Source organism: Paenibacillus sp. FSL P4-0176 (assembly GCF_037975265.1).
Lineage (GTDB): Bacteria > Bacillota > Bacilli > Paenibacillales > Paenibacillaceae > Paenibacillus > Paenibacillus amylolyticus.
In genome coordinates, this window is sequence record NZ_CP150242.1 from 6,977,301 (window position 1) to 7,003,225 (window position 25,925).

The following is a 25,925-nucleotide window of genomic DNA, read 5'->3' on the forward strand; positions in this document are numbered from 1 at the left end:
AGTTTAAACGTATCAGTATATTAAAAATACTACTTCATCACAACCGTTACTCCCCCCACATAAGCTTTTCAAGCTACTTGGTTGATTATACCGTTTAAGAAAATCTGAACATTTTGAGCTTTAGTTCGAGCACTCTAACTTTTATTAGGCTTACGGGTTTCCAGACCCTCTACAAACACTTTATTACATGCTTCTATATCCATAAGATCACTTGTACCACTCCGTGCTTTCTGCATACAGAATTATATTCGATGTCACCTCGCTCAATTTCTTCAAGGATAGCCACTTTACCCGAAACAGTATATGATTATCTAACAGTAAACCACCCTCTCAAAACCAGGCTTTAATTATTCCCCTCTTTACCGTTAGAGGAGTAACCTAGGGATAACAGATCAAAAATAGACCCTACAACACATGAAATAAAATGTCACAGCAGCCATACTGTAAGGAGGAAAAAAGCATGAGAGAGATACCGAAACCAACGGAGATGGATCAGGTGGAGAAAAAATATGTACGCGAAACACGTTGTTTCAAGACGGCACGGGTGTTCCCAACCGATGTCAACAATCATAATACGTTATTCGGCGGCAAGCTGATGTCCTACATCGATGATATTGCATCCATTGCCGCTTCCAAGCTATGCCGGGTCAATACTGTAACGGCTTCAACCGACTCTGTCGATTTCCTATACCCGATTAATCCAACGGATTCGGTTACACTTGAATCGTTCGCGTCCTGGACAGGACGAAGTTCCATGGAGATTTTTGTGAAGGTGATTCGAGAGGATCTGAAGACCGGAGAGAAGAAAATTGCAGCGACTGCATTTCTGACCTTTGTGGCCTTGGACGAAAATAATCGCAAACTGATCGTACCCCGCATTATCCCGGAGACGGAAGAAGAGAAGAAACTATACGAGACCGCTCCGGATCGGGCGGCCATGCGGAAACAACGGCGGGAAGAGAGCAAGAAATTCGCTGACTTCCTGACCGTTACTTATCCTTGGGAATAAAAACACGCTAAACAATAACAAGATTGAACACTAGCATTACATTATCTGGAAGATGCCGGATAGATGGACACCGCTCTGCTATCCGGCAGTTCACCACCCATGGAGACACACCACTGCTGATAGATGCGATACGCTGCACCGCTCTCCAGCAAGCCCTGACAAGTGTATATGCCCTCTTCGATGGAATTGACACGCCCCGCCGCGTATAAGCGGAAACCTCCATTTAACAAGACCTGATTCACAAAAGCAATATGACCCTCACCGCTTAACACACTTTCCGCCACTTCAAGCTGCTTCGCAGCCGTCCAGACCAGTTCCGGCACGGGCATATCCAGTTCATAGGCTGCAGGATCAACCAGTTCCAGCTTCATATCACCGTCTTCCACGGCGTATACGCGGGTTGGCCGATCAATATACAGATCCTCAGAACCTTCCATCCCCTGTACAACATAAGCACGCCGATAGTTAAACCGGGTGAGCAACTTCGCAATCCGATCCAGAAAGGTATTATGAAACACACCAAACACCAAATACGGTGAATGGTTATAATCAATCAGTTTCTCCGCTGTGTTAAACACCGTTCGAAAACCCAACTCTTCCCGTAACGGACGAAGCTTACGAAGAGGCTCGCACCAATCCTCGGAGGATACGTACATGACACCCGAACGCAATGCAGCGCTCCGTGCATCTTCCCGATCCATTTTACGTGTATCAATTCCTGCTTCCTTTAACAGAACCGACAGCGTAACTCCCCATTTGGGTGGTAAAGGGTCACTCCCATGCAAAGTCACCGGCAACCCGGCCGCCGCGAGTACAAACGCAACCGGAAACGTGGCCATGAACGACTTTGTTCGTCCATCATAGGGACCCGCACAGTCCAATCCATCCTGAAATATGGAGAAACGTTCCGCACTGTTACGACATGCATGAACAAAAGCTTCCAGTTCCTCGACGTTTTCCATTTTCATACGTTCAGCCATTAGAAACGCAGCCGTCTGGGCAGGGGAAACCTCCTGTTTCAGGATTTTCTCTGCTACAGTCAGTGCTTCTGTATAATTCAGATCACGCGAGCCTCGTTTCCCACGTCCGACCTCTCGGAGTATCTGAGACATATCCATGGAGAATCCTCCTTCCAACTAAGACTGGAGCAGTTGATGGGCCTTCACAATCGCTGTGGCTACATCGACCATCCGTTTGCGTTCATCCATCGCTTTCTTGCGTAACAGGTCATAGGCTTCGGCCTCCGAGATCTGCTTCAGATCACTAAGGATAGCCTTCGCCATATCAATCCACTTCCGATCCTCCAGCCTGGATTGCAACTGCTTCCGTTCCTGCTCCCACTGTTTGCGTTCCATGTAGCGTCGGGCTGCAAAGTGAAGAGTCCAGTGAATCTCGGGCCCAGTCATGGACGGTGTAAGTATTCCATCAAATGAAGTTTCGACCTCGCAGGATTCTGCGGAGGAAGAGGCTGTATCTGGCGCGCACCACCAAAGCAGCGGTGAATCCGACTTCCCCTTTCCCAGGCAGTTCACCCAGTACTCCACATCAGCCAGCGACAGATGCAAAATGGACGCTTCGGCCACACGAGCTAGCTTCACCGCTTCCGCTTCACTGCCCGCAACCTGTACATGGTACCCGTTTGCTCCCAGCAGCCTCTCCGGTGTCAGAGGGATTGCATCGGATGAGGCAGCTATCGTTGGTTGAACACGGATGACCAATAAAGATCGCATGATGGATCAATCCCTCCCCTATTGCTATAATCAGAGTCCACATCATTTAAGACGTTAATACATGAAAGCAATAAACATGTTACATTACCTAACAAAAATTAAGTAGTGACGATTATGCGTCTTATTTTTAACATTAGAATGATCTTTTCATGCCTCATCATGTTGCAATAAAAAAGGGTGAAACACTATACATGGCACCTTTTCTACAGTATTTATCGTATCCAGCGTGCTAACGTTATCTAGAAGCCTTTAAACTAAGAAGATATACTCGTAAAACTTCGTCGTCCATTCGATATTCCAATAAACTCATGTAAACATAATTAACTTTAAATTTCAAATACTTTTTTATGTTAACTATCTTGACATGGTTGGATCGATCTTTTATAGTTAAGCCATAACAACTCCATATTTGAATCGATCACAGTTACAACGGCGTAGCTGGTTGAAACGGCAATGAAGCCTGTTTTGCAATCTCGGAGCAAGGGATGCGTATGTATATGCGCAGTCCTCCGAGGCATAACAGGCTTTTTCGATTTTAGAGACAAGGTTTTGAGGCAGTTTGCAGAATGGACCTAAGGGGGCTAATCATAATGAGTACAACGAAAAAACTGGTGCTGGTCGGCAATGGCATGGCGGGAATCCGCACAATCGAACATATCCTTAAGCTTGCTCCACACGCTTATGAAATTACAGTCTTCGGCGCAGAGCCGCATCCCAACTACAACCGGATCATGTTATCTTCCGTACTGGCTGGCGGAACATCCATCGAAGATATCGTAATCAATGAGTGGAGCTGGTACGAAGATAACGGCATTCGGGTGTACCCGGGTGACCCGGTCGTTCAGATCGATACCAAGCACAAGGAAGTTGTATCTCAAAATGGTGTACGCGCAGCCTATGATGAGCTGATTATGGCAACCGGTTCACAAGCGTTCATCCTCCCTCTTCCCGGAGCTAACAAGGAAGGCGTGATCGGTTTCCGCGATATTAAAGACTGCGAGACCATGATGGCAGCATCACAAAAGTATCGCAAAGCTGCCGTCATTGGAGGTGGATTGCTAGGACTGGAAGCAGCGCGGGGGCTGCTCAATCTGGGCATGGACGTCACAGTCATCCATATTAACGGTCATCTGATGGACCGGAACCTAGATTTGCCGGCAGGTCTGATGCTCCAGCGTGAGCTTGAAGAACAGGGCATGAAGTTCCTTTTGAACAAACATACCGAAGAAATCACAGGCAAACAACGAGTAAAAGCCATTCGTTTTACTGATCAAACGGTGCTTGAAGCGGATCTGGTTGTCATGGCTGTCGGGATTCGCCCTCAGATTGAACTGGCTCGCAATACCGGCCTCGATGTGAATCGTGGAGTCATTGTAGATGATTATATGCATACCAGCATCCCTAGTATATCTGCCGTCGGCGAATGTGCAGAACACCGCGGTATTGCCTACGGACTGGTTGCTCCATTATATGAACAAGGTATGGTACTTGCGAAACGTCTGGCTGGCGCGGCAACCGAAGGATACGAAGGTTCAGTCACTTCTACCAAGCTGAAAGTATCCGGTGTGGACGTATTCTCTGCCGGACAATTCAAAGACGCTGCGGACACTCGCAGCATTCGCATTCAGGATGACGTTGATGGTGTGTACAAAAAGATGGTGATCAAGGATGGGCAGCTCATTGGAGCTGTATTGTTCGGGGATACCACGGATGGCGCATCGCTGTTTTCCCTCATTAAAAGTGGTGAGAAAATCAGTGGTCGGGAGAAAGAAATTTTGCTCGGTGTACCTTCCGGTGGTTCAGGCTCGGGTCCATCTGTCGCAGAACGAATGGCGAGTATGCCGGATGACGAGATCGTCTGTGGTTGTAACGGTGTTACCAAATCTTCCATCGGGGACGCCGTTCTGAATAAAGGCTGTAATACACTCGGTGCAATCAAATCCTGTACCAAAGCCTCCGCTTCTTGCGGTGGGTGCAAACCTATTATCGAAAACCTGCTCACGTATTATGCCGGCGATAATGTAGGTGAACAGACCAAAGAAGGCATCTGTGGCTGTACATCCTATGATCGGGATGAGATTGTTGCTCAGATCAAGGAGATGGGACTCAAAAGCGTTAAGGAAGTCATGAACGTTCTCGGGTGGAATGAACCGGAAGGTTGCTCCAAGTGCCGTCCTTCCCTCAACTATTATCTCGGTATGATCTGGCCGGCTGAATACACAGATGAGCGTGTATCCAAATTCACCAACGAACGTTATCACGCCAATATCCAGAAAGACGGTACCTACTCCGTTATTCCACGGATCTATGGTGGTGTCACTTCCCCGGCGGAATTGATCAAGATTGCAACTGTCGCAGAGAAATACGATGTGCCGTTGGTGAAATTCACGGGTGGGCAACGACTCGATCTGCTCGGTGTACAGAAAGAGAACCTGCCGAAGATCTGGGAGGAACTCGATATGCCTTCCGGTTTTGGTTATGGCAAGGCGCTTCGTACGGTGAAGACTTGTGTAGGTAATACGTTCTGCCGATTCGGCACACAGGATTCCATTGAGATGGGTATTCGTCTGGAGAAAAAACTCGACAAGATGGTGGCTCCGGCCAAAGTGAAACTCGCTGTCTCCGGATGTCCGCGGAACTGTGCTGAAGCAACCATCAAGGATCTGGGTGTTGTCGCCATTGATGGCGCTTGGGAGATTCATGTTGGCGGTAACGCGGGAGTCAAGGTTCGTGCAGCCGAGTTGCTCTGTACGGTGAAGACCGATGCGGAAGTGGAAGAGTGGACTTACTCTTACCTGCAATATTATAGAGAGAACGCAAAATGGAATGAGAGAACAGCGGCTTGGATTGAACGGGTTGGTCTGGATCATGTGAAGGAAGCATTGGCGGATCGGGATGTACGTCTCACTCTGGTTGAACGTCTGGAAGTTACACTGGGTCACACGGTTGATCCTTGGAAAGAAATCATTCAAGACGAGAAATTGCGTAAAAACTTCACCCCACTGTCCGGTGCCGAGCCGGTAACCCACTAGAAGAGGAGGAACAGCGATGAACAAATTCCGAATTGGACACCTTGCAGATATTGATGAAAAGGGAGCACGGACCTTCCTGATACAGGATACGGAAATTGCAGTGTTCAAACTGAGCGACGGAAGTCTGCATGCCGTCGAGAATCGCTGCCCTCACAAGGGCGGCAAGCTGTCGGAAGGCATGGTATGCGGGACGGCCGTTCATTGTCCTTTACATGATTGGAAGATTGATCTGCGTAGCGGCAAGGTACACGAGCCGGATGAAGGCTGCTTGAATACCTACAAAACAGAAGTGGACGGCAACAGCGGAGAAATCTTCATCACAATTGCAGGTTAAAGGCTAGAGATACCCTGACATCAAGGAGGCGTGCGCTATGGATTTTGTTAAACCTGCAGAAGTGCTGCAATCGATGGTCGAAGCTGGTGAGAACAAATCCAGAATGAATCGGGTACAGATGCTGATCCGCGGTTTTCTGGCGGGGGCTATTCTTGCCTTTGCAACCACACTGGCATATACCGCTGTATCTCAAACTTCCGTTGGTTTGGCAGGTGCACTGATATTCCCGGCGGGATTTGTCATCATTATTCTGCTGGGTCTCGAATTGGTGACAGGAAACTTTGCGATGCTTCCACTCGCAGTGTTGAAACGCAGAATTACATGGATGGATATGCTTCGAAATTATTTTTGGGTGATCACAGGACATCTGCTCGGATGTGCATTCTATGCTCTCTTATACGGCCTGACCATTACCAGGATGGGTACGGATATGAGCAACCCTCTAATTCAAACGCTGATCCAGAACAGTGAAACCAAAACATTGGGGTATCAGCACTTGGGTGGGGATGGCATTGTACTGGTCATCATCAAAGCCATTCTATGTAACTGGATGGTCACACTCGGGGCAGTGATGGCAATGACGTCCACTTCTACACTGGGCAAAATCGTAGCGATGTGGCTGCCCATTACCATATTTTTCGCTCAGGGATTTGAGCATGCTGTGGTAAATATGTTTGTCATCCCGGCAGGCATGATGCTCGGTGCACAGGTCACTATGGCTGACTGGTGGCTATGGAATCAGATCCCGGTGTTGTTGGGTAACCTCATTGGCGGAGCTGTATTTACAGGCCTCGGTCTATATGCTGCACACCACTGGGGGAATCCGGTGAAACTATCGACGAAACTGGCAACCATTCAGGGTGGTCGTTCAGGATTGGCAAGTTCTGATGCTGCACCGAAATTGGGGACACGATCATGAGCCGGGGCCTGGTTAGTATTGTTGGCGCTGGTCCTGGAGATCCGGAACTGATTACGGTAAAAGCCCTGAAACGTATTCAGTCCGCAGATGTCATTATGTATGATCGGCTTGTGAATGATCAATTGCTCGCTGAAGCTCGTGAAGGAGCACTCCGCATCTACTGCGGCAAGGCTCCAGGCCTTCATTCCATGAGTCAGGAGATGATTGGACGGATGCTGGCTGCCCATGCAGCGGAAGGCAAACAAGTCGTAAGACTCAAGGGTGGCGATCCGTTCATCTTTGGCCGTGGTGGTGAAGAAGCGCTTGTGCTGGCGGAAGCAGGGATTGCATTTGAGATCATTCCTGGCATCACTTCAGCTGTAGGTACATCCGCTTCATCCCTTATTCCGTTAACCCATCGCGGGGTTGCTTCATCCTTCGCATGTGTCACGGGAACCGGCAGTGATGGAAGTGTATCTTCGGTCCGCTGGGATCTACTTGCCCATAGTGTGGATACACTGGTCATCTACATGGGTATTAGCCAACTGCCCCAGATTCAACATGAATTGCTTCACCATGGCAAAAGTGGACACACCCCTGCGGCTTTAATCGAACGAGGAACCACTTCGGAGGAACGGATTATTACCGGCACACTTGCCGAACTCCATTCCCTCGCCCTGTTACATCAAGTGAATAATCCGGCATTGATTATGGTCGGAGAGTCCGTTCTGATCCGCGAACAGCTGCTTCAGATGCAACAGGCCGCGAACGCCTCCATGACAGGATAATCGAATTGGATTTCTTCATCTATATCAATTGAACTAAACATTTACACAAAACGGAGAGGACAGAAACGACCTGAAGAAGCGGAGCGTTCGCCTTTATCCCCGGATTTACCCTTTATAAAGGAATCAAAAAAATCTGGGGATAACAGCGATCGGAAGGTTGTTCTGTCATCGGAGTGTGCAGTGTAAATATTCTTTAGTTCAAGTGATATAGAACAAAACTCTCATTCGACCTTTAATCCAACAGCATACGCTCGTGAATAGTCCGACCCTTCTGCCCTGGTTCAATCAGCAGACGGGTCGGTTTGATGTTAATCAGCGCCGTAAGCTGCTCTCCCATATAATGCGCAGAATACTTGAATCCAATCTCTGCCCAATGCATGATTACCCCTACCGTTGCAGATACCAGATAACTTAGCATGATGTCGTAATTAATCGTCCATTCACTATCCTCGGTCACCAATACAAAATCTTCGGTTAGATACGTTCTAAACATATTGCACAGCCGGGAGCTCATATCTGAATGCATTGTTATTAACGCACGAAAGATATCCTGATGGGCTTCAATATATTCGAATACAGGCATCGTGGATGGTAGCAATGCAGTCATGTCCACTTCTGTAAGCTGTGCGTATGGTTCTGCATAAGCTCGCCCCACTCCCTGCATGAAATCATCCAGAATGAACTGCAACAACTCCGGTTTGCCGGGAAAATGTAAATAGAAGGTTCCCCGGTTGTAATCCGCCCGTTCCGTAATATCCCGGATTGTGAGGGCATCCGCTCCCTTTTCTAATATCAAAGAAACCGCCGCAGCGATGATCGCATCCTGCGTTCTTCGTGCTCTCCGGTCCTGAGGATGTTCAATGATCAACATTTTCGCCTCCTTTGTTCATTATTGTAATATAAATGAACACCGCTTACACCTCTGTCCGATAGCTGACATATGCGATGTCAATGATTATTGTCACATTGCTATGTATATCTTAACATTGAGACAGGAAAGATAGACGACAGGTTGAAACTTTTTTTGAGAAATACCTGCCAATAATGAATAAGGAGCGGATAGTTCATGAGTACATCTTATACACATACAGCCGTAATTACAGGAGCAGCTGGAGGCATTGGTAAAGAATTGGCACGCCGCCTTGCTGAGCGCAAAATCAACTTGGTGCTGGTGGACCTGAATGAAGAAGCCATCCAGCAGACAATTACTGATCTGAACCTCGACAAAGAGCACGTCATCGCCGTAAAAGCGAACGTATCCCAAGAAGCAGACGTGAAAAACTATGTGCAAAAAGCATTGGATGCTTTTGGTCGAATCGATTATTTTGCCAACAATGCCGGAATTGAAGGTCCAACAGGGCTGATCGAAGACCTGAGTGTTGAAGCACTCGACACCGTATATAACGTCAACATTCGTGGAGTATTCCTGGGTCTGCAAAATGTCATTCCAGTGATGAAAAAACAAAAATCCGGTGCGATTCTTAATACCTCTTCCCTCGCGGGTCTGATGGGTGCACCTGCTGTATCTCCATATATTATGTCCAAACATGCCGTAGTTGGTCTCACGCGTACCGCTGCAAATGAATTGGCACCTTATAATATCCGGGTTAACGCTGTATTGCCAGGTACAATCAATACACGCATGATGCGTCAGATCGAAGCTAATTCCGGTAACGTGGAAGATTATCAATCAGCAACCGTGTCCAGCATTCCAATGGGCCGTTACGGTGAACCGGAAGAAGTCGCTGCGGTAATGAACTTCCTGTTGTCCGAAGAAGCATCTTATGTAACAGCTTCCCTTTACACCGTAGATGGCGGTATGGTTGGTCAATAAGAAGCTATAAACGGTGGGATTGATAGGGATTGGGTCGATAGAACTTCAAGTCCATTCTTAGAAAAGTTATACCGACAGGTGTTCCCGAAGGGATGCCTGGTCACTACAATCTAAAAAAGACCTCAACACCACAGTATTGTGGAGTTGAGGTCTTTTTGACAGTACAACACTTGCCATGCATTAGGCTGCATCTGTGAGATTTCACTTTTGAAACAGCCATTTAATGTCTCGTTGCACCATGTGATCACTCTAAGTTACTCTAACGAACCTAGGGCACCTTATTTCGGCAAAAAGCGCTTATTTCCCGAACTAACGAATCTCAGACACGCTAATTCCGCGGAAATGCTTTAACTGCATGGGAAAGTTCTAAAATCCATAGAATAACGTGTCTGAGATTCGTTACATTCCCAAACGAGCGAGAAATACTCGAATAGCGCGTGTGAGATTCGTTAGATTTTGCCCACGCTTAACTTAATCGACGTATCCCGCATGACCCTTGTCCATCAAGTAGTCCATCTCCGCATCCAGGATGCTTTCCACGGTCAACTCATCCAGCTTCACATCTTTACGACTAAGGATATAGTCAGCCAGATCATCGCCGTCAATATCCACATCGTTACCTTTGGAATTTTCGTGCGCCTTGTTGATGTACGCTTGCTCATGCTTCAACACAAGGGCGATATTCTCCTGGCTTGCCTTCGTTTTATCTGCAATATATTGCATCATTTCTTGTTCATTAATTGCGTTTGCTTCTGCCACGTTCAGTCATCTCCTTGATTCATACATACTGTTGCCATTGTAGCATAGGTTAACCCATTACAGGCAGAACTTATGCCTGAAGAACAATTATAGAGCGGGAGCGAAGAATTAGTGTTGAGCCGAAACGTAGGTAGCATTTTTTCATACGCTGGCTCATCACTCTGCCCCTACGACAACCGCACGTAAAATGTAGCACCCTCTCCAACTACACTTCGAGCATACACCTCTCCTTTGTGCTGATCCACAATGGAACGAGCAATCGCAAGCCCCAGACCATGCCCACCATGTTTGCGGGCTCTTGACGAATCGGTACGATAGAATCGATCGAAGATCCGATCCAGATGTTCGGGTGCAATGCCTTCACCTGTATTGGATACGGCCAGCACGACATCATTATTCTGTTTCTGGAGGGTGACGTTTACGGCGCCTTTGGGACCGGAATACTTCACCGCATTATCGAGCAGGATCAGAATGACCTGTTTGATCTGCTCACTGTTCCCATGAACCGTAAGATTCGGCTCAATGTTGTAATCGAGGGAGATGTTTTTCTCAAAAATAACGGCCTCCATCGGCAAAATAATACTCTCCACCGCATCGCTTATATTAAACTTCGCATGAATCATCGTGGAGCGTGAGTCATCCATCTGTGTCAGATAGAGCAGATCATTCGTAAGTCCCGTCATGCGCTCGGTTTCCGACTTGATATAGTGCAGCCACTTCGCTTGGTTTGCTATAGTATCCTCCTGATTGGCAAGCAGTACGTCGGCATTGGTATTGATGATCGCCAGAGGTGTCTTCAGCTCATGTGAAGCATCACCGATGAATTGTTTTTGCTTCTCAAACGCTTCTCTGACTGGTGCAATGGAGCGATTCGCAAAATAACGGCTCAGGAAGTAGATCACAATCAACATGACCAGTCCAACAATAGCAAATGTATAGATCAGATTCGTCAGAATGCCTTGTTGTGCCGTCACATCAATAAATACGATCATATGCCCGTCACCGCTCGGATCAACCACATAGGCCCAGTCCGTTCCATCCAGCGCAAATTGCCCCGTCTGCCGTTCCGAATCACCAACTTTATTCTGGTCAACCTTTTGTAACGCCTCGGTGTAGAACGTATCTTCCATATCAAATCGGGAATGTGTATCCGTAATCTTCCACTGATCATCCGTCTTAATCATGAACGAAACGGAACGTGCCGGAGGTGAGTTGGGATCACCTCCCGGTCCTCCATTATCACCACCCATGGTATCGGAAGGAAACGAATCTGAACCAGAACTTGAACCAGAGCCTGTACTACCCCCTGTACCGGAACCCTGCCCTTCCCCGCGCGGTATCTTGGATGAATTATAAGGACTGTGATAGAAATCAGACACCTTGTACAACTCCATATTGGTCTCACGTTGCACATTCTGATAAGTAATCGTATAGATCGTCGCAAATGCCACCAGCATCATAATGGAGATGGACACCAGATTCACGATCAAGAATCGATTTCGAAGTTTCTTGAACATCAGGACGTCACCTCAAGTACATACCCGACACCCCGAATCGTGTTAATGCGGACGGCAGAGTTCAGGAAGGTTAATTTTTTGCGTAAAAAAGAGATATATACTTCCACATTGTTATACTCCACTTCCGAATCAAATCCCCATAACTTCTCAATAATCTGCTCTTTGGAGGTAATCGCCTGTTTGCGGGCAATCAACAGCTCCAACAGTTCATTCTCCTTCAGATTCAGCTTAATCTCCTTACCCTGTACGCTCAGCTTCAGTTGAGTTGTATTCAGCTCAATGTCGCCAAACTTCAGTCCATCCTCGGGAACCACTTCTCCCTTCCGTCTTAAGGCTGCTCGAATTCGGGCCAGCAATTCCTCTGTGGCAAACGGCTTGGCGATATAATCATCGGCACCATAATCGAGGCCTGTGACTTTGTCCGATAATTCACCTTTCGCCGTAAGCAGAATGACAGGTGTATGATTCCCTTCACTGCGGAGTTTCCTCAGGACGGTGATCCCGTCCATCTCCGGCATCATGATGTCGAGTAGTAACAGGTCGTAGATACCGCTCTGCGCATAATCCAATCCTGATCTGCCGTCGTGGACCATGTCCACGGAGTAGTTGTTTTTTTTCAAAATCTGCGATACAGCCTCTGCCAAATGAACCTCATCTTCCGCAATTAATATTCTCATCATCTATTCATTCCTCTGCTTGAATTATTTCTCTCAATGGACTTGTTTTATATGTTCTTATTCTATCAATCAAACCTTGAATCAATCTTAATTCATTTTGTGTATGCGCACTATTATAGGAAGGTAAAAAAATGTTAACGCAATGTAAAACCATTTAAGATTCATTCAAGGTTGGGGCTCTAAGATACAGACATGGAAGCAATACACGATGCAACAAAACATACAACCCACCGACGAAAGGAATGAGTCCCACATGGCGATTGAAGTATTCAACCGATATGAGAGCAAGTATCTTCTGACGGATGAGCAGTACGCACATTTCTACAATGACCTGCTGAAATACATGGAGCTGGATGCCTACAACAAGAAACATGAGTACTACTCCATCAGCAACCTGTACTTCGACACTCCGCAGGATTCACTGATTCGAGCCAGTCTCTCCAAACCAAAATACAAGGAGAAGTTGAGACTGCGGGCTTATGGAATCCCTGAAGAGAACGCCAAAGTGTATCTGGAGATCAAAAAGAAAGTATTTGGCCTGGTGAACAAACGCAGAACAGCCTTGAAGCTGGATGAAGCTTACGAATTCGTCCGTTCGGGACAGGCGCCGGAGCTGGCGGATTACATGAATAAACAGGTTGTCGAAGAGATCAAATATTTCCTTCGGGTATACGATCTGGAACCGAAAGTATATCTGGCGTATGAGCGCAAAGCGCTCTTCGACAAGAACAGCCGGGATCTTCGCATTACCTTTGACACCAACATCCGCAGCCGCAGATATGATCTGAAGCTGGAACAGGGAGATTACGGTGAGCCGCTGGTGAAGGACGGTCGATGGCTGATGGAAGTGAAAGCCGAGAAAACCGTTCCGATGTGGCTGTCACAACTGCTGTCCGAACATGGACTGTACCGTACCGGATTCTCTAAATACGGCAACGAGTTCAGACATCTCGCGAGAACAACCAACCTGAATTACCAGACAGAGCGGATTCTTGTACCAGGTACCGATTTCAACCCATCCATAGAACAAGATAAAACGATTATAGAAAGAGAGCGTGTCCTATATGCTTGATTCACTATTCAGTTCAGCCCTAACCGATACTAACCTGACGTTTAACAACGCAGTCATTACCATTGGTCTTGCCATCATTCTGGGATTGGTCATCAGCCTTACTTACATGAAGACTAACCAAAGCACATACTCCCAGAGCTTCACCTTAACGATGGTTGTCCTGCCCGTCATCGTCGCCATCATCATCCTGCTCATCGGCAGCAACATCGCACGAGCTTTCAGCTTGGCAGGTGCCTTCTCGATCATCCGATTCCGAAGTGCCCCTGGTGATCCAAAGGACATTGCTTACGTATTGTTCACGATGGCTTCCGGTCTTGCCTGCGGTGTAGGCGCTTTTGGATACGCGGTGCTGTTCACCATTATCCTGTGTGTACTCATGTTTGTTCTGAGTCGCTTCAACTTTGGTGGCAAGAAAAGTCAGCTGAAAACGCTGAAAGTTACCATCCCTGAGAACTTGAGTTATGAAGAAGCACTTAATGAAGTGTTCCATAAATTCAACGTACCTTTTGATCTGAAAAAAATCAGAACGACCGAACTCGGCAGTCTGTATGAGCTGGTCTACAGTGTAACCATTCACGAAAGTGTTAGCCAAAAGGAATTCCTCGATGCGATCCGCACACGGAACGGCAACCTGGATATCTCATTAACCATGAGTCCAACAACGGAATATTAATTTATAATTCGAAGGGAACGATCTAATATGAAGAAAAACATGATAACAGGCAGCAAACTTTGGTCCATCGCCATGATTACCAGCCTACTCGCCGCATGCAGTTCACCAGCAACGACAAGCACAACCGCCAATGCCGCAACGTCAACGACAGGAACAACCAAAACGGTATCCGTCAGCGAGCAAACTTCAGTAAAATATGCAGATCTGGTCTCTCTGGATGCTGACGATACCAACATTAGCTGGAGTGAGGCGGATTCCACAGCGATTAAGCTGAACGGAACAACTGCAACGGTGACCGGTTCGGGTGCTAAAGCCGCGAATGGTTCGGTAACCATCTCGGAAGCAGGCACTTATGTACTTAGCGGTGAGCTAACGGATGGACAGATCGTGGTTAACGTTGCCGATAAGGGTACCGTACATCTCGTATTAAACGGAGCAACCATTCATGATAACGACAGCGCCGCAATCTACATTCAGAAGGCTGGTAAAGCGGTGATTACGCTCGAAAAAGGAACCAAGAATACCGTTTCCGATGGTAAAACATATGTGTACGCCGATGCTACAACAGACGAGCCTGATGCTGCAATCTTCAGCAAAGCAGATCTTACATTCAACGGTGCAGGTCAATTGACCGTCACAGGTAACTATAATGAAGGTATTACGAGCAAGGATGATCTGAAAATCATTAGTGGTAGCATCAGTGTCAAAGCAGCCGATGACGGCATCAAAGGTAAAGATATGGTCGCTATCCAAGCGGGTACGATTACCATTGAAGCCGAAGGCGACGGTATTAAATCAACCAATGACACAGATACCACTAAAGGCTACGTTGCCATCGCAGGAGGTACCTTCGATATCCAAAGTGGCAACGACGGTATTCAAGCTGAAACCGCACTTGTTGCGGATGGCGGCACATACAACATTGTAACAGGCGGCGGTAGCGTCAATGCACCAGCCAAAGTAGAAGAAGGTCCATTTGGTGGCGGTGGATGGGGTGGCGGCACACGTCCAACGGATATGGGCACACCACCAGATGGCGAACCTCCTGCGGATATGCCAGAGATGCCTACTAACAGCGGTACGAATGCCGGAACTAACACAAACGGCGTAGCAGCATCCAACTCTGCCAACACAACAACAACAACAACAACAACGGATAACAATGCTGATGCGGACACTGCAACAACAGCAACCGAGTCCACAAGTGCCAAAGCACTCAAAGCAGGTACAGATCTTACGGTTAATGGAGGTACGTATACCATTGATTCCATGGATGATTCCCTGCACAGCAACAATAACGTGACCGTCAACGACGGAACATTCAACATTGAATCTGGTGATGACGGCATTCATGCCGATCATGCCCTTACGATCAACGGCGGAACCATCACGATTGCGAAGAGCTATGAAGGACTTGAAGGTGCAATCATCACCCTGAACGATGGGGATGTGGATGTAACGGCATCCGATGATGGCGTAAACGCTGCAGGTGGCGAGACGGAAACAGCTGCGAATACAGCGGCCAGTACAGATAGCACTACTACTACAACCGATGCAGCAACGACATCCAACATCTCTGTGACCGAAACGACAGGCACAACATCGACTACCGATCAGGCATCCCAAGGTACAGCTGCTAATCAGCAAGGACGCGGACCGGGTGGTATGGGCGGTGCAGCAGCGAGCAATAACGAGTTCCACATTAACGGCGGCTCCCTCACTGTGAACGCAGGTGGTGACGGACTGGATTCCAATGGTTCCATTAACATGACTGGCGGAACGGTTATTGTGAACGGACCGACGGATAGCGGCAACGGAGCATTGGATTATGACGGTACATTTGAAATCAGCGGTGGATACCTCGTGGCTGCCGGAAGCTCTGGTATGGCACAAGGAACATCCGATGCGTCTACGCAAAATACCATTGTGATGACATTCCCTGCAACGCAAAAAGCTGGAACACTTGTACATGTACAAGACAGCGAAGGCAACAACATTCTGACGTTTGCACCAGCAAAAGATTATCAAACCGTGGTTGTCAGCTCACCAGATCTTGCGAAAGATGGCTCCTATGTAATCTACTCTGGTGGTACGTCTACAGGTAAAGCCGTGGATGGACTCTACACAGGTGGTACCTATAGTGGCGGAACTCAAGTGGTTGCATTCCAATCGACCAGTAATGTAACTTGGGTGAATGAATCTGGTGTAACCACTGCCAATACAGGTATGGGCGGTCCTGGTGGCGGCGGTGGACAAGGCGGATTCGGAGGCGGCAGAAACAGATCGCAATCCGGTACAACATCCGACAGCACAGACACTACCGATTCTGCAAAATAATACGTGCGGTAAGTAATAATCAAGCAATCTCTTGCCCTAACTCAAAGCCGAGACAAAAAGGCCCCGAATCACTTCATAGTGAGTTCGGGGCCTTTTTCGCATCCTCGTTCTTACGTGGTATCTGCATTACTATGATATGGAGCACACTCTTTCATCCATTCACGTTATGGCAGAAGGTTTGCAGCACTCCAGCCGAGCAAACCTGGTGATCACTTTCCTGTTCTTTTCTTTAAAAGGAATACACATACACCTTGGTACGCAGGGCATCCCGGCATGTTATGGTGCGTAGCGGTTCTTTTCCTGGCAGGGCAAAACAGACGCTAATCACCTTGGCACCCGGCGGAAGCTCTCGACTGAACTTGTCCAAAAGCTTAGTCATGGCTCCCGGGAATAGATAACAGATCACACAATCCGCATGTTCATAGGAACTGGTGTAGATATCCCCGCGCATGAAGCGCAGCCTGCCCTTGAGAGAGTGTTTGTTTCCCTTGGCTCCACGTAAGCGAACACTGAGATAGGCAATTATTTGGGAAGACCATAAGGGTATGATAGAATTCTCAATACCCGTTAGCCTTTTACCAGGACAATGCCTTACAACATCCAGCCCCAGTGTGCCCCATCCAGAGCCCGCTTCGAGCACATCCCCGTACCCTGGAATACGGTTCACTTCCTGAATGACCACCTGTCTGACACGACTGGATGTGGGCATCGGGGAAATACCGTTTTTCCAACTGACAAGTACGATGGATATGACACCTATCAATGTCACCACGGCAATCAGCCATGGAATCAGGTAAATGATGAACATGAACTCATCCCTTTGTTATGACTCATTATTCCGGCACATGAGACTTCATATATACACCCTTTTTGTAAACGGACTTGATGGTAAAGTGTACACCCAGCTTGCGATTCGTCCGATAGATTAGCGAGTTAATCTCGTCGATCCCTACCGCTTCACTCTCCAGCATACTACGCTCCGGCCACACCTGAGCCACAATTTGTTCCCTTGTCACAAAGTGGTCCAGTTGACTATACAGCAGCTTGAACAGCTGATACTCCTTCTTGGACAGCGGAATCTCCACTTCGCCGATCTGTACGGTTTGCAGGTGATCCAGTAAACGTACGCCCTCACCCAGCAAGTCCGACACCCGATATTCCCTTGTCTCTCCAAGATCCCCTTCAGCGCGAAGCTGGATCAGGCCGTTGACCAACGTCAGGCTGTCTCCCTCGCCAAACGGATATTTCTCATAGGGAATGAGGCGCTGCCCGTTCAGTTCCGTTCCATTTTTGCTATCCAGATCCTCGATCCATAACTGTTGCTGTACATCATAATGAATGCGGCAATGCCGCTTCGATATCATCTGATTATAGACAGACAAGTCCAATTCACTGCCACCTGTGTAACGTCCCACCGTAATGGAGCGACCCTGGCTTACATAAGCAAATGAGCCGTCACTTTCCTGTCCTGGCGTACGAATGACGATTTTTGCCGTCTCCCGCATGTTATTCTCCCACCTTCAATGATCACTCACTCGATCTCTATAAACATATCTTCAACAATAATGATAAGATCATCAGATTTGTTCCATTGTTTGCACCGCTATAGTTCAATATAGTGGTACACAGGAACGATTTATGTTCGGTTCTACTCACTCTACTATACCAGACGTTGTGCTTTTTTTCTCATGACGGCCGGATGTCTACTTTAGCTCATTCAACAAGAGAGGTACCTTCTAATGAACAAAAAAAACATTTTCATATACGTGCTACTCGCCTTTGCCCTGTCCATGACATTAACCGTGCTCTCCCGTATGAATGATGATGGCGGAGAATCACTGAAAGGCACCTCGGCTGCCGAAACCTCATGGTTACAAATGAAGATCCAGCCCTGAGTCTACTCTATTATAACGTGATCTCTGCGCAAAACGTTTCACGAATGTCATATTAGGCTAAGCCATAGACTCACATCAATAAGGCCCCAGATTGCTGGTAACAGCAGCCCGGAGCCTCATTTTGGATTGAAAAAATCTATATTACACGACTTATTTCCCAAAGCGAAGTGAAGTGGACAGCGGACATTCCCGCCATCTCACCCACACTCACGTCATTGCCGCTTCTTTCTCGCGCCGAATTTCCTCCAGCCATGCACGACAAGAGCTACAGGGCCAGCAAGCCATAACAGTTGCCAAAGCATAACTTTCAGGTCGAATCCCATCTTAAGAATCCCTCCCCATATGATCCCAAAGGTCACTACAGTCGTTCAAAACCCAAATCAATCTTGGTCTTCCTCCGGCACAGTCGGCTCGTCGTCAGGCTTCGCTGTCACTCTGGACTGTACTTCCTCCATCCGGCTGGACACCTTCTGATACAGGTAAGAGATCCCAAGCAATAGAACGCCGAAGCTGAAATAGGCAAAGATTTTGCTGCCTGAGGTAAGCATCCCCACATCATAGAACACCATCTTACCCGTGGCGAACAACGTTAGTCCCAGGCCCAGACGCCGAATCATGACATATTTTCTACGGAATCCATAGGCAATATAGAGAATCGCGAGCAGCAGATAGATCAGGCTGAACATCAGCCCCACATCACCCCACTGGAACTGAATCGTCAGGAAGACGGTGATGACACCCATCAGATACACCCCTGCGATAACCGGGTACCATTCAATGCTCTTGAACTGCCCGCGGATGCCGGCAATCAGCAGATCCCTTCCTGCAAAGAATACCCCTACGTTAAAGATAATTAACACCAGCAAACCAACAATCTCTGCCGCTGTATGCTGTTGAACTTCCGGCTGAAGCGCTGGCATGGTTAAGGTTACGGCCAGTGCAATACAGCAACCAATAGCATGCAAGAAGGTGATATACACCTGCACGTATTGATCACGCAGCAGCTTCACTTTGTTCAGTCCATAGGCCAACGCAATGGTGAGCGCTGCGAACATAAGCAACTTGTAGAACATGTATAACAGGAACGTCCCATCGACAGCTCTGGTATACAATTCATTCGACTCATACAGCACATATAACCACAGATTCGCAAGTGTCACATACTTGAATCCGTTCAGAAAACCCAGCTCCAGCGGGCTGTAATTAAATCTCTCTTTGGAAGATGAGTTGCTGTGAACTGCCCAGGCATAATACAGTGTAATAAGCACAGTTCCCAGCGTGATACTGGAGTATTTTAACATGAAGTAAGAACGTTCCCCGATGAAGAATAGCGCCAGCAGATCGTAGTACACAAAAGTGATTAGACATAGAAGAACGATGCCCCATCCGGCACGTTCCACCGATTTGAACCGTTTCAGATGTCCAAGCGTAACCAGCAGAACCCCTTCGATCAACCAGCCCATCGATAACCACTTGGCCCCGAACTGGAACGGAATAATCAGAATGGCAAAGGTCAGGGAAGTGACATAGAAGAGTAATATCGTCTGTTTCTCCTGAGCCATATGGCGCTGAACGAATCGTGCGAGGCCCAGATACACCACGCAGAAGATCAACGCCAGCAAGCCCTGAGCATCATTCCAATCCGCCACATCAAATAATACGTATAACATCAGACAACTAATGCTCGTATTCATGGCGAGTAGAGCGAAATCCCACCAGGTTAACTTCATTCGGTGTTTGAACGGATATGCCAGTGTAATGCCCAGATATAATACAAACGTCACAATGGAATACAACATGCCAATCTTCTCACTTGGCGACAGCCATAAGAGGATGAGCATGGATGGTGTATTGAACAGGAAACTGATATAGTGCACCACCGGCCACCTTTTGCCAAACGAAATGAACACAATAATTCCGTTTAAGAGCAGCAGATAGATCATGGCTACATAGACAGCAGGGCCCTCAAGCCCGAACGAGAACATGTAGGAGAATAACGGAAGATATCCGCCTACCAAACCTAGTGAACAGATGGTCTTCGACTGGTATCTCAAGGACAACAATACGGAAATTGCCGATACCAATACAGACAGGGCAAGTCCCGTATATAACCCGATAATATGCAGTAAAAAGTAACTATAGAAGACGGAGCCGAACAACACGGATATCCCACCGCCGAGCAGCCCCATCGCAAACGTCTGCCTTTTGCGGCGGAACAGCCACTCTCCTCCAGCAAGCATCAGTGCACCGAGCAGGAAAAAGGCTCCACTCTTCATCTCGTCATTGAACCAGGTCGAGTACGAGTATTGGAACGCTGCTCCAACCCCCAGAATGAGGAGCAGGATGGCTACCTTGTTGATCCAGCTGAGTCCAATCTTCATCTCCATGCGATTCTGCTTGATCCGGCGTTGAATAGTCTCTTCGCTCAACCCTTCCTCCGCCATATGCTCATATCCACGTTCCATGTGCCCACGCAGAGCCTCTTCTCTATCCCGTACAGCTCGTCTGTGCGATTCAATGCGCTCATTCACCTCTGCCGCAAGGTAAGCAATCCTCTCCTTCACCTCGTGGGAGTCCTCTTGCAACTCCTGTGCTGCCTGGTTGTACAGCGCGTTTAGATTGGATTTGGTTCGATGCTCATGGAATGCAATTCGATCATTATGTACTGCTGTTTTCCCTTGAAAATAGGTCTCCATCTTCTCCCGCGATACCCGGATCAGATTCAGCTTTTCATCCAGCATCTGTTCGGATAACGCCATGCGAAGACGTGCATTCTCTTCTTCCATCTTGCGTGAGCGAAGTTCGAGCTGTTGCAGCTTGAGCTTGTGGGCTTCATACTGTTCCTGTAACTGTTCATTCTGAACGATCAGGTCATCGGACTGGTATTCCTGGAGCAAGGCGTGATACTCCTTCGCCAGTTGCTTTTGTTGCTCCTGAACCTGCCCAAGCCGATCCTTAAACTCCTTCATGAGCTTCCTCCGTTGGTTGATGTTTAATCTTTTCCCTATATTTTACTATATGTATGCCATAAAAAGAGGTTTAAACATTAGATATATCTGTGCAATATTTCATCCGTAGGATCTCAAACGCAAAAAAGCCGGGAAGCAACTGCTTCGCCGGACTTATATTCATATGAGCATTTGCACAAGAATCGATGCTTATGCCGCATCACTCGTCTCCGATTGGTCCGCTGACTCGGGCTCAATTATCTCGGTCGCATCTGGGTCCAGCCAACTGGCGATCATGCCACGCACATATTGCAGATCGTCCTCAGACAGATCGTAGTACCATGTGCCACTGCGCGTTGCACCCTCACCCTTCAGCATGTAATTGCTGATCGTTGGTATGCTATCTTTCATATATAAGGACTCGGCAAATTTCACGATAAAGTCCGAGGTCATGTTGGTTGTAAAATTCGATCCGGCAATCTGGATTACGTCCGGGATCTTGGTCAGATTTTTGACTTCCAGCGCACGATTCATGAAGGCACTTAGGAAAATCCGGTGACGCATCGTCCGATTGAAATCGGAGTCCTCCCGGTAACGCACATAACCAAGCGCTTCTTCGCCGCTATAGATCGGTTTATTCGCTTCAACAAACAGCTTCTCATGAATTTTGAGTTTGTTCTCAATATTCTTTTTGATTGGCAGTTCAACGCCACCCACCGCATCAACAATATCCTTGAGCCCGTTAAAATTAATCGCGGCATAGAAATCCACTTTGTTCCCCAGCAAATTCTCCACCGTATCCATCGCCATCTTGGCTTCACCATGGGCATACGCTGAGTTGATCTTTGACTTCACATCCCGGCCGACAATCTCGGTATAGGAATCACGTGGAATGGACAGCAGCAGCACTTTATTGTCTTCTGGACGCACGACTGAATAGATGATGGTATCCGAACGGCTTGGTTCGTTATCCCGTTGGTCAATACCCAGCAGCAACAGCGAGAATGGATCCGTATGTTCCACGACAGGGGCATCCTTATCGCCCGCTGGTACAAAGGAGTCATCCAAGGCATCCTTCACTGTAGCTGAAGCAAACAAATTAAAGGCAAACACGACGAGTTGCTTTTGATAAATAAATCCGAGTCCTCCCAACACAAGCAGCACACTTAGGGTGATGATTAATGGCTTCTTCCATTTCTTCTTCGGTTTCTTCGGCTTCCGTCTTGTTAAATGTGCGGCACTGTTTTCCATCATATCTCCTTTAATAACGGGTTCTTAGAATCATTTAACTATATTAATAACACGTTTTCAATAGATTACGTTATAATCTGCTATACAAATGCATGTTCAAAAAGTCTGATTTTCAGTACCGAGAAGATGGAATGAAGCTAGAAATGGAGTAGCGGAGCGTAGGGAAAACTACGTGAGCAACGGACATTTCGGCTGAATTTCATATTCGATGCTGATGATGCCGCCAGGCATCATTCGTAATCAAAAGTGGACTTTTTGAACTACCTCTACAAAACGAATAGAGAAGGAGCGATGAATGATGGAGTATCGACGTTTGGGCAATAGTGGTTTGCGTGTGTCGGCACTGGGGCTTGGCACCAATGCGTTTGGCAAACGCGCGGATGAAGCAGCTTCTACCCACATTATTCATGCAGCGATGGATCAGGGCATCAACTTTATCGATACCGCCAATATCTACGCAGGCACGGAATCGGAACGCATCATTGGACAGGCTCTCACAGGTCGACGTGAAAACGCGGTGCTTGCTACCAAAGCCGGATTACCCCGGCATGATGGTCCTCATGGGCGGGGTTCCTCCCGCTACCATCTGCAACAAGAGCTGGAACATAGCCTGCGGCGTCTGCAAACGGATTATGTCGATCTGTACCAGATCCACACTTTTGATCCGCATACACCGCTGGATGAGACACTGCGCACATTGGATGATATGGTCACTTCCGGCAAAGTCCGTTACATCGGAGCCTCCAACTACGCAGCTTGGGAGCTGATGAAAGCTTTGGGCATCAGTGAACAGAAAGGTTATGTGCGCTACATCTCCACCCAAACCAGCTATTCCCTGGCAGACCGTACACCTGAGTTGGAACTGGTACCAATGTGTCTCGATCAGGGTGTAGGCATTATCCCGTATTTCCCGCTGGCAGGTGGTATTCTGACCGGTAAATATAACGGACAGACCCGTGTGCCTTCTGGTTCCAGAGCAGACACCGATCCGTCTTTCAACCGTTTCCTGCTGGAGCATAATATCCAACTGAGTGAACAAGTGAGTGCTAAAGCTGCCTCATATGGATGCTCCCCGAGTGTGCTGTCGCTTGCATGGCTACTGACACGTCCAGCTGTATCCACAGTGATTGTCGGGGCTACACGCACCGAACAGCTGGAACATAATCTGGCTAGTCTGGACATGTCACTGCCCGATGAGCTGTTGGACGATCTGGACCAGATTAGTGACTCTTTCCGTCGCCGCGAGCCGTTTGCGTCCTATCGAATCGATTGAGCAACCCAAATAGACCTTCCGACAAGATGAAGTCAGGAGGTCTATTTGTATTTTACAGAGGTGTTACAATTATTAATAATCAGAAAATTTTCCAGTTCCACTACATTCTGTAGTTTAATACATTAAAAAAAGATATATTACGGATCAACTCTCTGTTTTTTGGCGAAGAAACTCCTGCATGATTTCCAAATACTCTCCCTTACGTTCATCCAAAGTTTCGAAAAATGCCTTGTCCGATTCCTCGACCAGATGGATTCCCTCCACAGCCAATCGGGTTCCTTCTTCCGTTGTTGTGATAATATTGGCACGCGTATCTGTCTGATGACGAGCGCGGGTAATTAATCCCCTTTTTTCAAGCGCACGTAGAACCTGAGAAGTCACGTTAACATCCACCTTGGCAAACTGAGCAATTTGAACCTGAGTCACTCCCTTGCCTTCCTCATCGTGTTCATTGAGCCATAAACAGGCGTGCAATAATACAAATTGAGGTTGTGTCAGTTCGAGGGGCTCCAGCACCCTGCGTACTTCCTTTTGCCACATGGCTGTAACCTGCCATAACAGATATCCCGGACTTTCTTGTGCGTTTTTATACCGTGAGCTTGTCATCTCATACCTCCATGATGTGCGACCTTATGCAACAGAATATATACCCGTCAGTCAATGAAGTAAATCCATTATTCATATAACGATGATGGAAACATATCCGTTGCAACTCTGTGTGTTCTTTCTCAAAAAAATAATTAGCGCGCAGGGATAAACTGCTTCACCCATTGTCCGAATCCTTGCGGATTGCGGCTCTGTATAAGAATAGTTCCTTCTCCCCGGAACCTACATACCAGTCCTTCTCCACTTGTAACACTGGATAACCAGCCCTGTGAAGCTTTCTCAATACGGTAATCTACATAATGAGGCCATGCCACCAAATGGGCGTTATCGACGATCATTTCTTCACCTGCTGCCAGATTAATCGCATGGATGGCACCATAGGAAGACAGAAATACAGTTCCACGTCCGCTGATCTCAATAATGAAGAAACCTTCTCCCGAAAAGAGACCTTTTTTCAGGTTTTGCATTTTGGTATTCACCTGAATGCCCTCGGTTCCTGCCAGAAATCCGTCTTTCTGCACATAGAGTGAATAGGAACCGTCCAATTCAACAGCTTCTACATCGCCCATGCTTGAAGGTGAGAGCAGAATCTCTGCCGATCCGCCCGTAGCCGTCAGTTCCTGAAAGAAAAACTTCTCCCCGCTCAGCATCCGACCGAACCCGGCAAACATCCCACCTTCTGCTGAACCCTTCAGTTCAACCGTAGGAGTCATAGATACCATCGCACCACTCTCGGCCTTGAACCGCTCTCCCCGCTGCAAATGTACCTTGAGCATCGCAAAAGCACCATCATATAAAATCTCATAGTTCACGGTTGCACCAGCTCCCTATTGTCAGAGTTAAAATCATTGAGTCCATTATCTTCCAGAACTGCTGATTTGTCTCCGTATTCCTTCACAATATGTTGATCTCCCCAATTGCAGAGCGCATTGAGAATCGGTTCAAGACTTCTCCCGTAATCACTCAATTCGTATTCTACTTTGGGAGGGACCTGATTATATACGATGCGGTTTACGATTCCGTCGTTTTCAAGCTCTCTCAGTTGCTGTGTTAACATTTTTTGTGTAATTGCGGGCATAATACGCTTGAGATCACTGGTTCGTCTTTTCCCATGTGTCAGATGACAGAGAATGACGCATTTCCACTTGCCACCGATCACCTCTAAGGTAGCTTCAACCGAGATGTTATATTTTTTTCTAACCATAACTTGCTTCCTCCCTGATGAATTGAATTACATCCGTCGCATGCTGTATAGGCACCAAAAAGTACGTAGGGTACTAAAAAGTACGTAC

24 protein-coding genes are annotated in these 25,925 nt (G+C 47.4%); 11 read left to right on the forward strand and 13 right to left on the reverse strand.

All coding sequences use genetic code 11. The features are described 5' to 3' along the window. Positions 1–496: 496 nt before the first annotated feature. Positions 497–1,009, forward strand: a complete 513-nt coding sequence (locus tag MKY95_RS31845; RefSeq protein WP_026081401.1) for an acyl-CoA thioesterase — start codon at positions 497–499, stop codon at positions 1,007–1,009. A gap of 41 nt (positions 1,010–1,050) precedes the next feature. Here MKY95_RS31845 and MKY95_RS31850 read toward each other — a convergent pair whose 3' ends face one another. Both MKY95_RS31850 and MKY95_RS31855 read right to left on the reverse strand, forming a co-directional pair. Beyond that, entirely contained in the window at positions 1,051–2,127 is a 1,077-nt protein-coding gene (locus tag MKY95_RS31850) for an anthranilate phosphoribosyltransferase (protein ID WP_339196053.1), read from the reverse strand. A gap of 18 nt (positions 2,128–2,145) precedes the next feature. After that, a complete protein-coding gene (locus tag MKY95_RS31855; RefSeq protein ID WP_036671644.1) occupies positions 2,146–2,739 on the reverse strand; it encodes an ANTAR domain-containing protein in 594 nt (197 codons plus the stop codon). Positions 2,740–3,329: 590 nt separating this feature from the next. On the opposite strand from MKY95_RS31855, the gene nirB reads away from it, so the two are divergent. From nirB to cobA, 4 genes are read left to right on the forward strand one after another with little or no spacing between them, the layout of a single operon-like run. Continuing rightward, complete coding sequence (nirB, locus tag MKY95_RS31860) at positions 3,330–5,771, forward strand: nitrite reductase large subunit NirB (protein WP_339196055.1); 2,442 nt, start codon at positions 3,330–3,332, stop codon at positions 5,769–5,771. Between the two features lie 16 nt (positions 5,772–5,787). Beyond that, positions 5,788–6,105, forward strand: coding sequence for a nitrite reductase small subunit NirD (gene nirD / locus MKY95_RS31865; RefSeq protein ID WP_036671647.1), 318 nt, complete (start codon positions 5,788–5,790; stop codon positions 6,103–6,105). 37 nt (positions 6,106–6,142) lie between these two features. Then, positions 6,143–7,024: a formate/nitrite transporter family protein gene (locus tag MKY95_RS31870; protein ID WP_036671649.1), complete on the forward strand. Its 882-nt coding sequence runs from the start codon at positions 6,143–6,145 to the stop codon at positions 7,022–7,024. Then, positions 7,021–7,791, forward strand: a complete 771-nt coding sequence (cobA, locus tag MKY95_RS31875; RefSeq protein WP_036671651.1) for a uroporphyrinogen-III C-methyltransferase — start codon at positions 7,021–7,023, stop codon at positions 7,789–7,791. Before MKY95_RS31870 ends, cobA begins: the two co-directional genes overlap by 4 nt. A 232-nt stretch (positions 7,792–8,023) precedes the next feature. On the opposite strand, the gene MKY95_RS31880 is transcribed toward cobA, so the two are convergent. Then, the gene (locus MKY95_RS31880) at positions 8,024–8,662 is read right to left on the reverse strand and encodes a TetR family transcriptional regulator (RefSeq protein WP_100528192.1); all 639 of its coding nucleotides are present in this window, start codon (positions 8,660–8,662) and stop codon (positions 8,024–8,026) included. Positions 8,663–8,857: 195 nt separating this feature from the next. Here MKY95_RS31880 and MKY95_RS31885 point away from each other — a divergent pair, with 195 nt between their 5' ends. After that, complete coding sequence (locus tag MKY95_RS31885; protein ID WP_036612166.1) at positions 8,858–9,625, forward strand: SDR family oxidoreductase; 768 nt, start codon at positions 8,858–8,860, stop codon at positions 9,623–9,625. A gap of 471 nt (positions 9,626–10,096) precedes the next feature. Here MKY95_RS31885 and MKY95_RS31890 read toward each other — a convergent pair whose 3' ends face one another. The 3 genes from MKY95_RS31890 to MKY95_RS31900 form a co-directional block, all read right to left on the reverse strand. Next, entirely contained in the window at positions 10,097–10,351 is a 255-nt protein-coding gene (locus tag MKY95_RS31890) for a hypothetical protein (protein ID WP_036612324.1), read from the reverse strand. Positions 10,352–10,551: 200 nt separating this feature from the next. Further along, on the reverse strand, positions 10,552–11,901 hold the full coding sequence (locus MKY95_RS31895) for a HAMP domain-containing sensor histidine kinase (protein WP_339196059.1): 1,350 nt from the start codon (positions 11,899–11,901) through the stop codon (positions 10,552–10,554). Then, positions 11,901–12,578 (reverse strand): response regulator transcription factor, encoded by a 678-nt coding sequence (locus tag MKY95_RS31900; RefSeq protein ID WP_339200076.1) that lies wholly within the window; start codon positions 12,576–12,578, stop codon positions 11,901–11,903. Before MKY95_RS31900 ends, MKY95_RS31895 begins: the two co-directional genes overlap by 1 nt. A gap of 253 nt (positions 12,579–12,831) precedes the next feature. Here MKY95_RS31900 and MKY95_RS31905 point away from each other — a divergent pair, with 253 nt between their 5' ends. The 3 genes from MKY95_RS31905 to MKY95_RS31915 are packed head-to-tail and all read left to right on the forward strand — an operon-like array spanning position 12,832 to position 16,660. Continuing rightward, positions 12,832–13,650 (forward strand): polyphosphate polymerase domain-containing protein, encoded by an 819-nt coding sequence (locus MKY95_RS31905; RefSeq protein ID WP_036612173.1) that lies wholly within the window; start codon positions 12,832–12,834, stop codon positions 13,648–13,650. Next, positions 13,643–14,323 carry a DUF4956 domain-containing protein gene (locus MKY95_RS31910; RefSeq protein ID WP_062836702.1) on the forward strand — a complete coding sequence of 227 codons (681 nt, stop codon included), beginning with the start codon at positions 13,643–13,645 and terminating at the stop codon, positions 14,321–14,323. Before MKY95_RS31905 ends, MKY95_RS31910 begins: the two co-directional genes overlap by 8 nt. Before the next feature lie 27 nt (positions 14,324–14,350). Continuing rightward, complete coding sequence (locus MKY95_RS31915) at positions 14,351–16,660, forward strand: carbohydrate-binding domain-containing protein (protein ID WP_339196061.1); 2,310 nt, start codon at positions 14,351–14,353, stop codon at positions 16,658–16,660. A 229-nt stretch (positions 16,661–16,889) separates the two neighbouring features. On the opposite strand, the gene MKY95_RS31920 is transcribed toward MKY95_RS31915, so the two are convergent. Next, complete coding sequence (locus tag MKY95_RS31920; RefSeq protein WP_076329225.1) at positions 16,890–17,468, reverse strand: class I SAM-dependent methyltransferase; 579 nt, start codon at positions 17,466–17,468, stop codon at positions 16,890–16,892. A gap of 25 nt (positions 17,469–17,493) precedes the next feature. Then, the gene (locus MKY95_RS31925; protein ID WP_036612185.1) at positions 17,494–18,165 is read right to left on the reverse strand and encodes an FHA domain-containing protein; all 672 of its coding nucleotides are present in this window, start codon (positions 18,163–18,165) and stop codon (positions 17,494–17,496) included. Positions 18,166–18,399: 234 nt separating this feature from the next. Between MKY95_RS31925 and MKY95_RS31930 the strand changes: the two genes are divergently transcribed. Continuing rightward, positions 18,400–18,555: a hypothetical protein gene (locus MKY95_RS31930; RefSeq protein WP_017691624.1), complete on the forward strand. Its 156-nt coding sequence runs from the start codon at positions 18,400–18,402 to the stop codon at positions 18,553–18,555. Positions 18,556–18,935: 380 nt separating this feature from the next. Here the strand turns inward: MKY95_RS31930 and MKY95_RS31935 are convergent, their stop codons facing one another. Beyond that, entirely contained in the window at positions 18,936–21,524 is a 2,589-nt protein-coding gene (locus tag MKY95_RS31935; RefSeq protein ID WP_339196064.1) for a DUF2339 domain-containing protein, read from the reverse strand. A gap of 189 nt (positions 21,525–21,713) precedes the next feature. Further along, positions 21,714–22,757 carry an LCP family protein gene (locus tag MKY95_RS31940; protein ID WP_339196066.1) on the reverse strand — a complete coding sequence of 348 codons (1,044 nt, stop codon included), beginning with the start codon at positions 22,755–22,757 and terminating at the stop codon, positions 21,714–21,716. Between the two features lie 295 nt (positions 22,758–23,052). Here MKY95_RS31940 and MKY95_RS31945 point away from each other — a divergent pair, with 295 nt between their 5' ends. Further along, positions 23,053–24,027 (forward strand): aldo/keto reductase, encoded by a 975-nt coding sequence (locus MKY95_RS31945; protein ID WP_036612194.1) that lies wholly within the window; start codon positions 23,053–23,055, stop codon positions 24,025–24,027. 144 nt (positions 24,028–24,171) lie between these two features. Here MKY95_RS31945 and MKY95_RS31950 read toward each other — a convergent pair whose 3' ends face one another. From MKY95_RS31950 to MKY95_RS31960, 3 genes are all read right to left on the reverse strand, one after another. Further along, positions 24,172–24,633 (reverse strand): MarR family transcriptional regulator, encoded by a 462-nt coding sequence (locus tag MKY95_RS31950; protein ID WP_036612197.1) that lies wholly within the window; start codon positions 24,631–24,633, stop codon positions 24,172–24,174. Positions 24,634–24,767: 134 nt separating this feature from the next. Further along, on the reverse strand, positions 24,768–25,445 hold the full coding sequence (locus MKY95_RS31955; RefSeq protein WP_036612199.1) for a TIGR00266 family protein: 678 nt from the start codon (positions 25,443–25,445) through the stop codon (positions 24,768–24,770). Then, entirely contained in the window at positions 25,442–25,837 is a 396-nt protein-coding gene (locus MKY95_RS31960; RefSeq protein WP_017691613.1) for a winged helix-turn-helix transcriptional regulator, read from the reverse strand. Before MKY95_RS31960 ends, MKY95_RS31955 begins: the two co-directional genes overlap by 4 nt. Between the last annotated feature and the right edge of the window lie 88 nt (positions 25,838–25,925).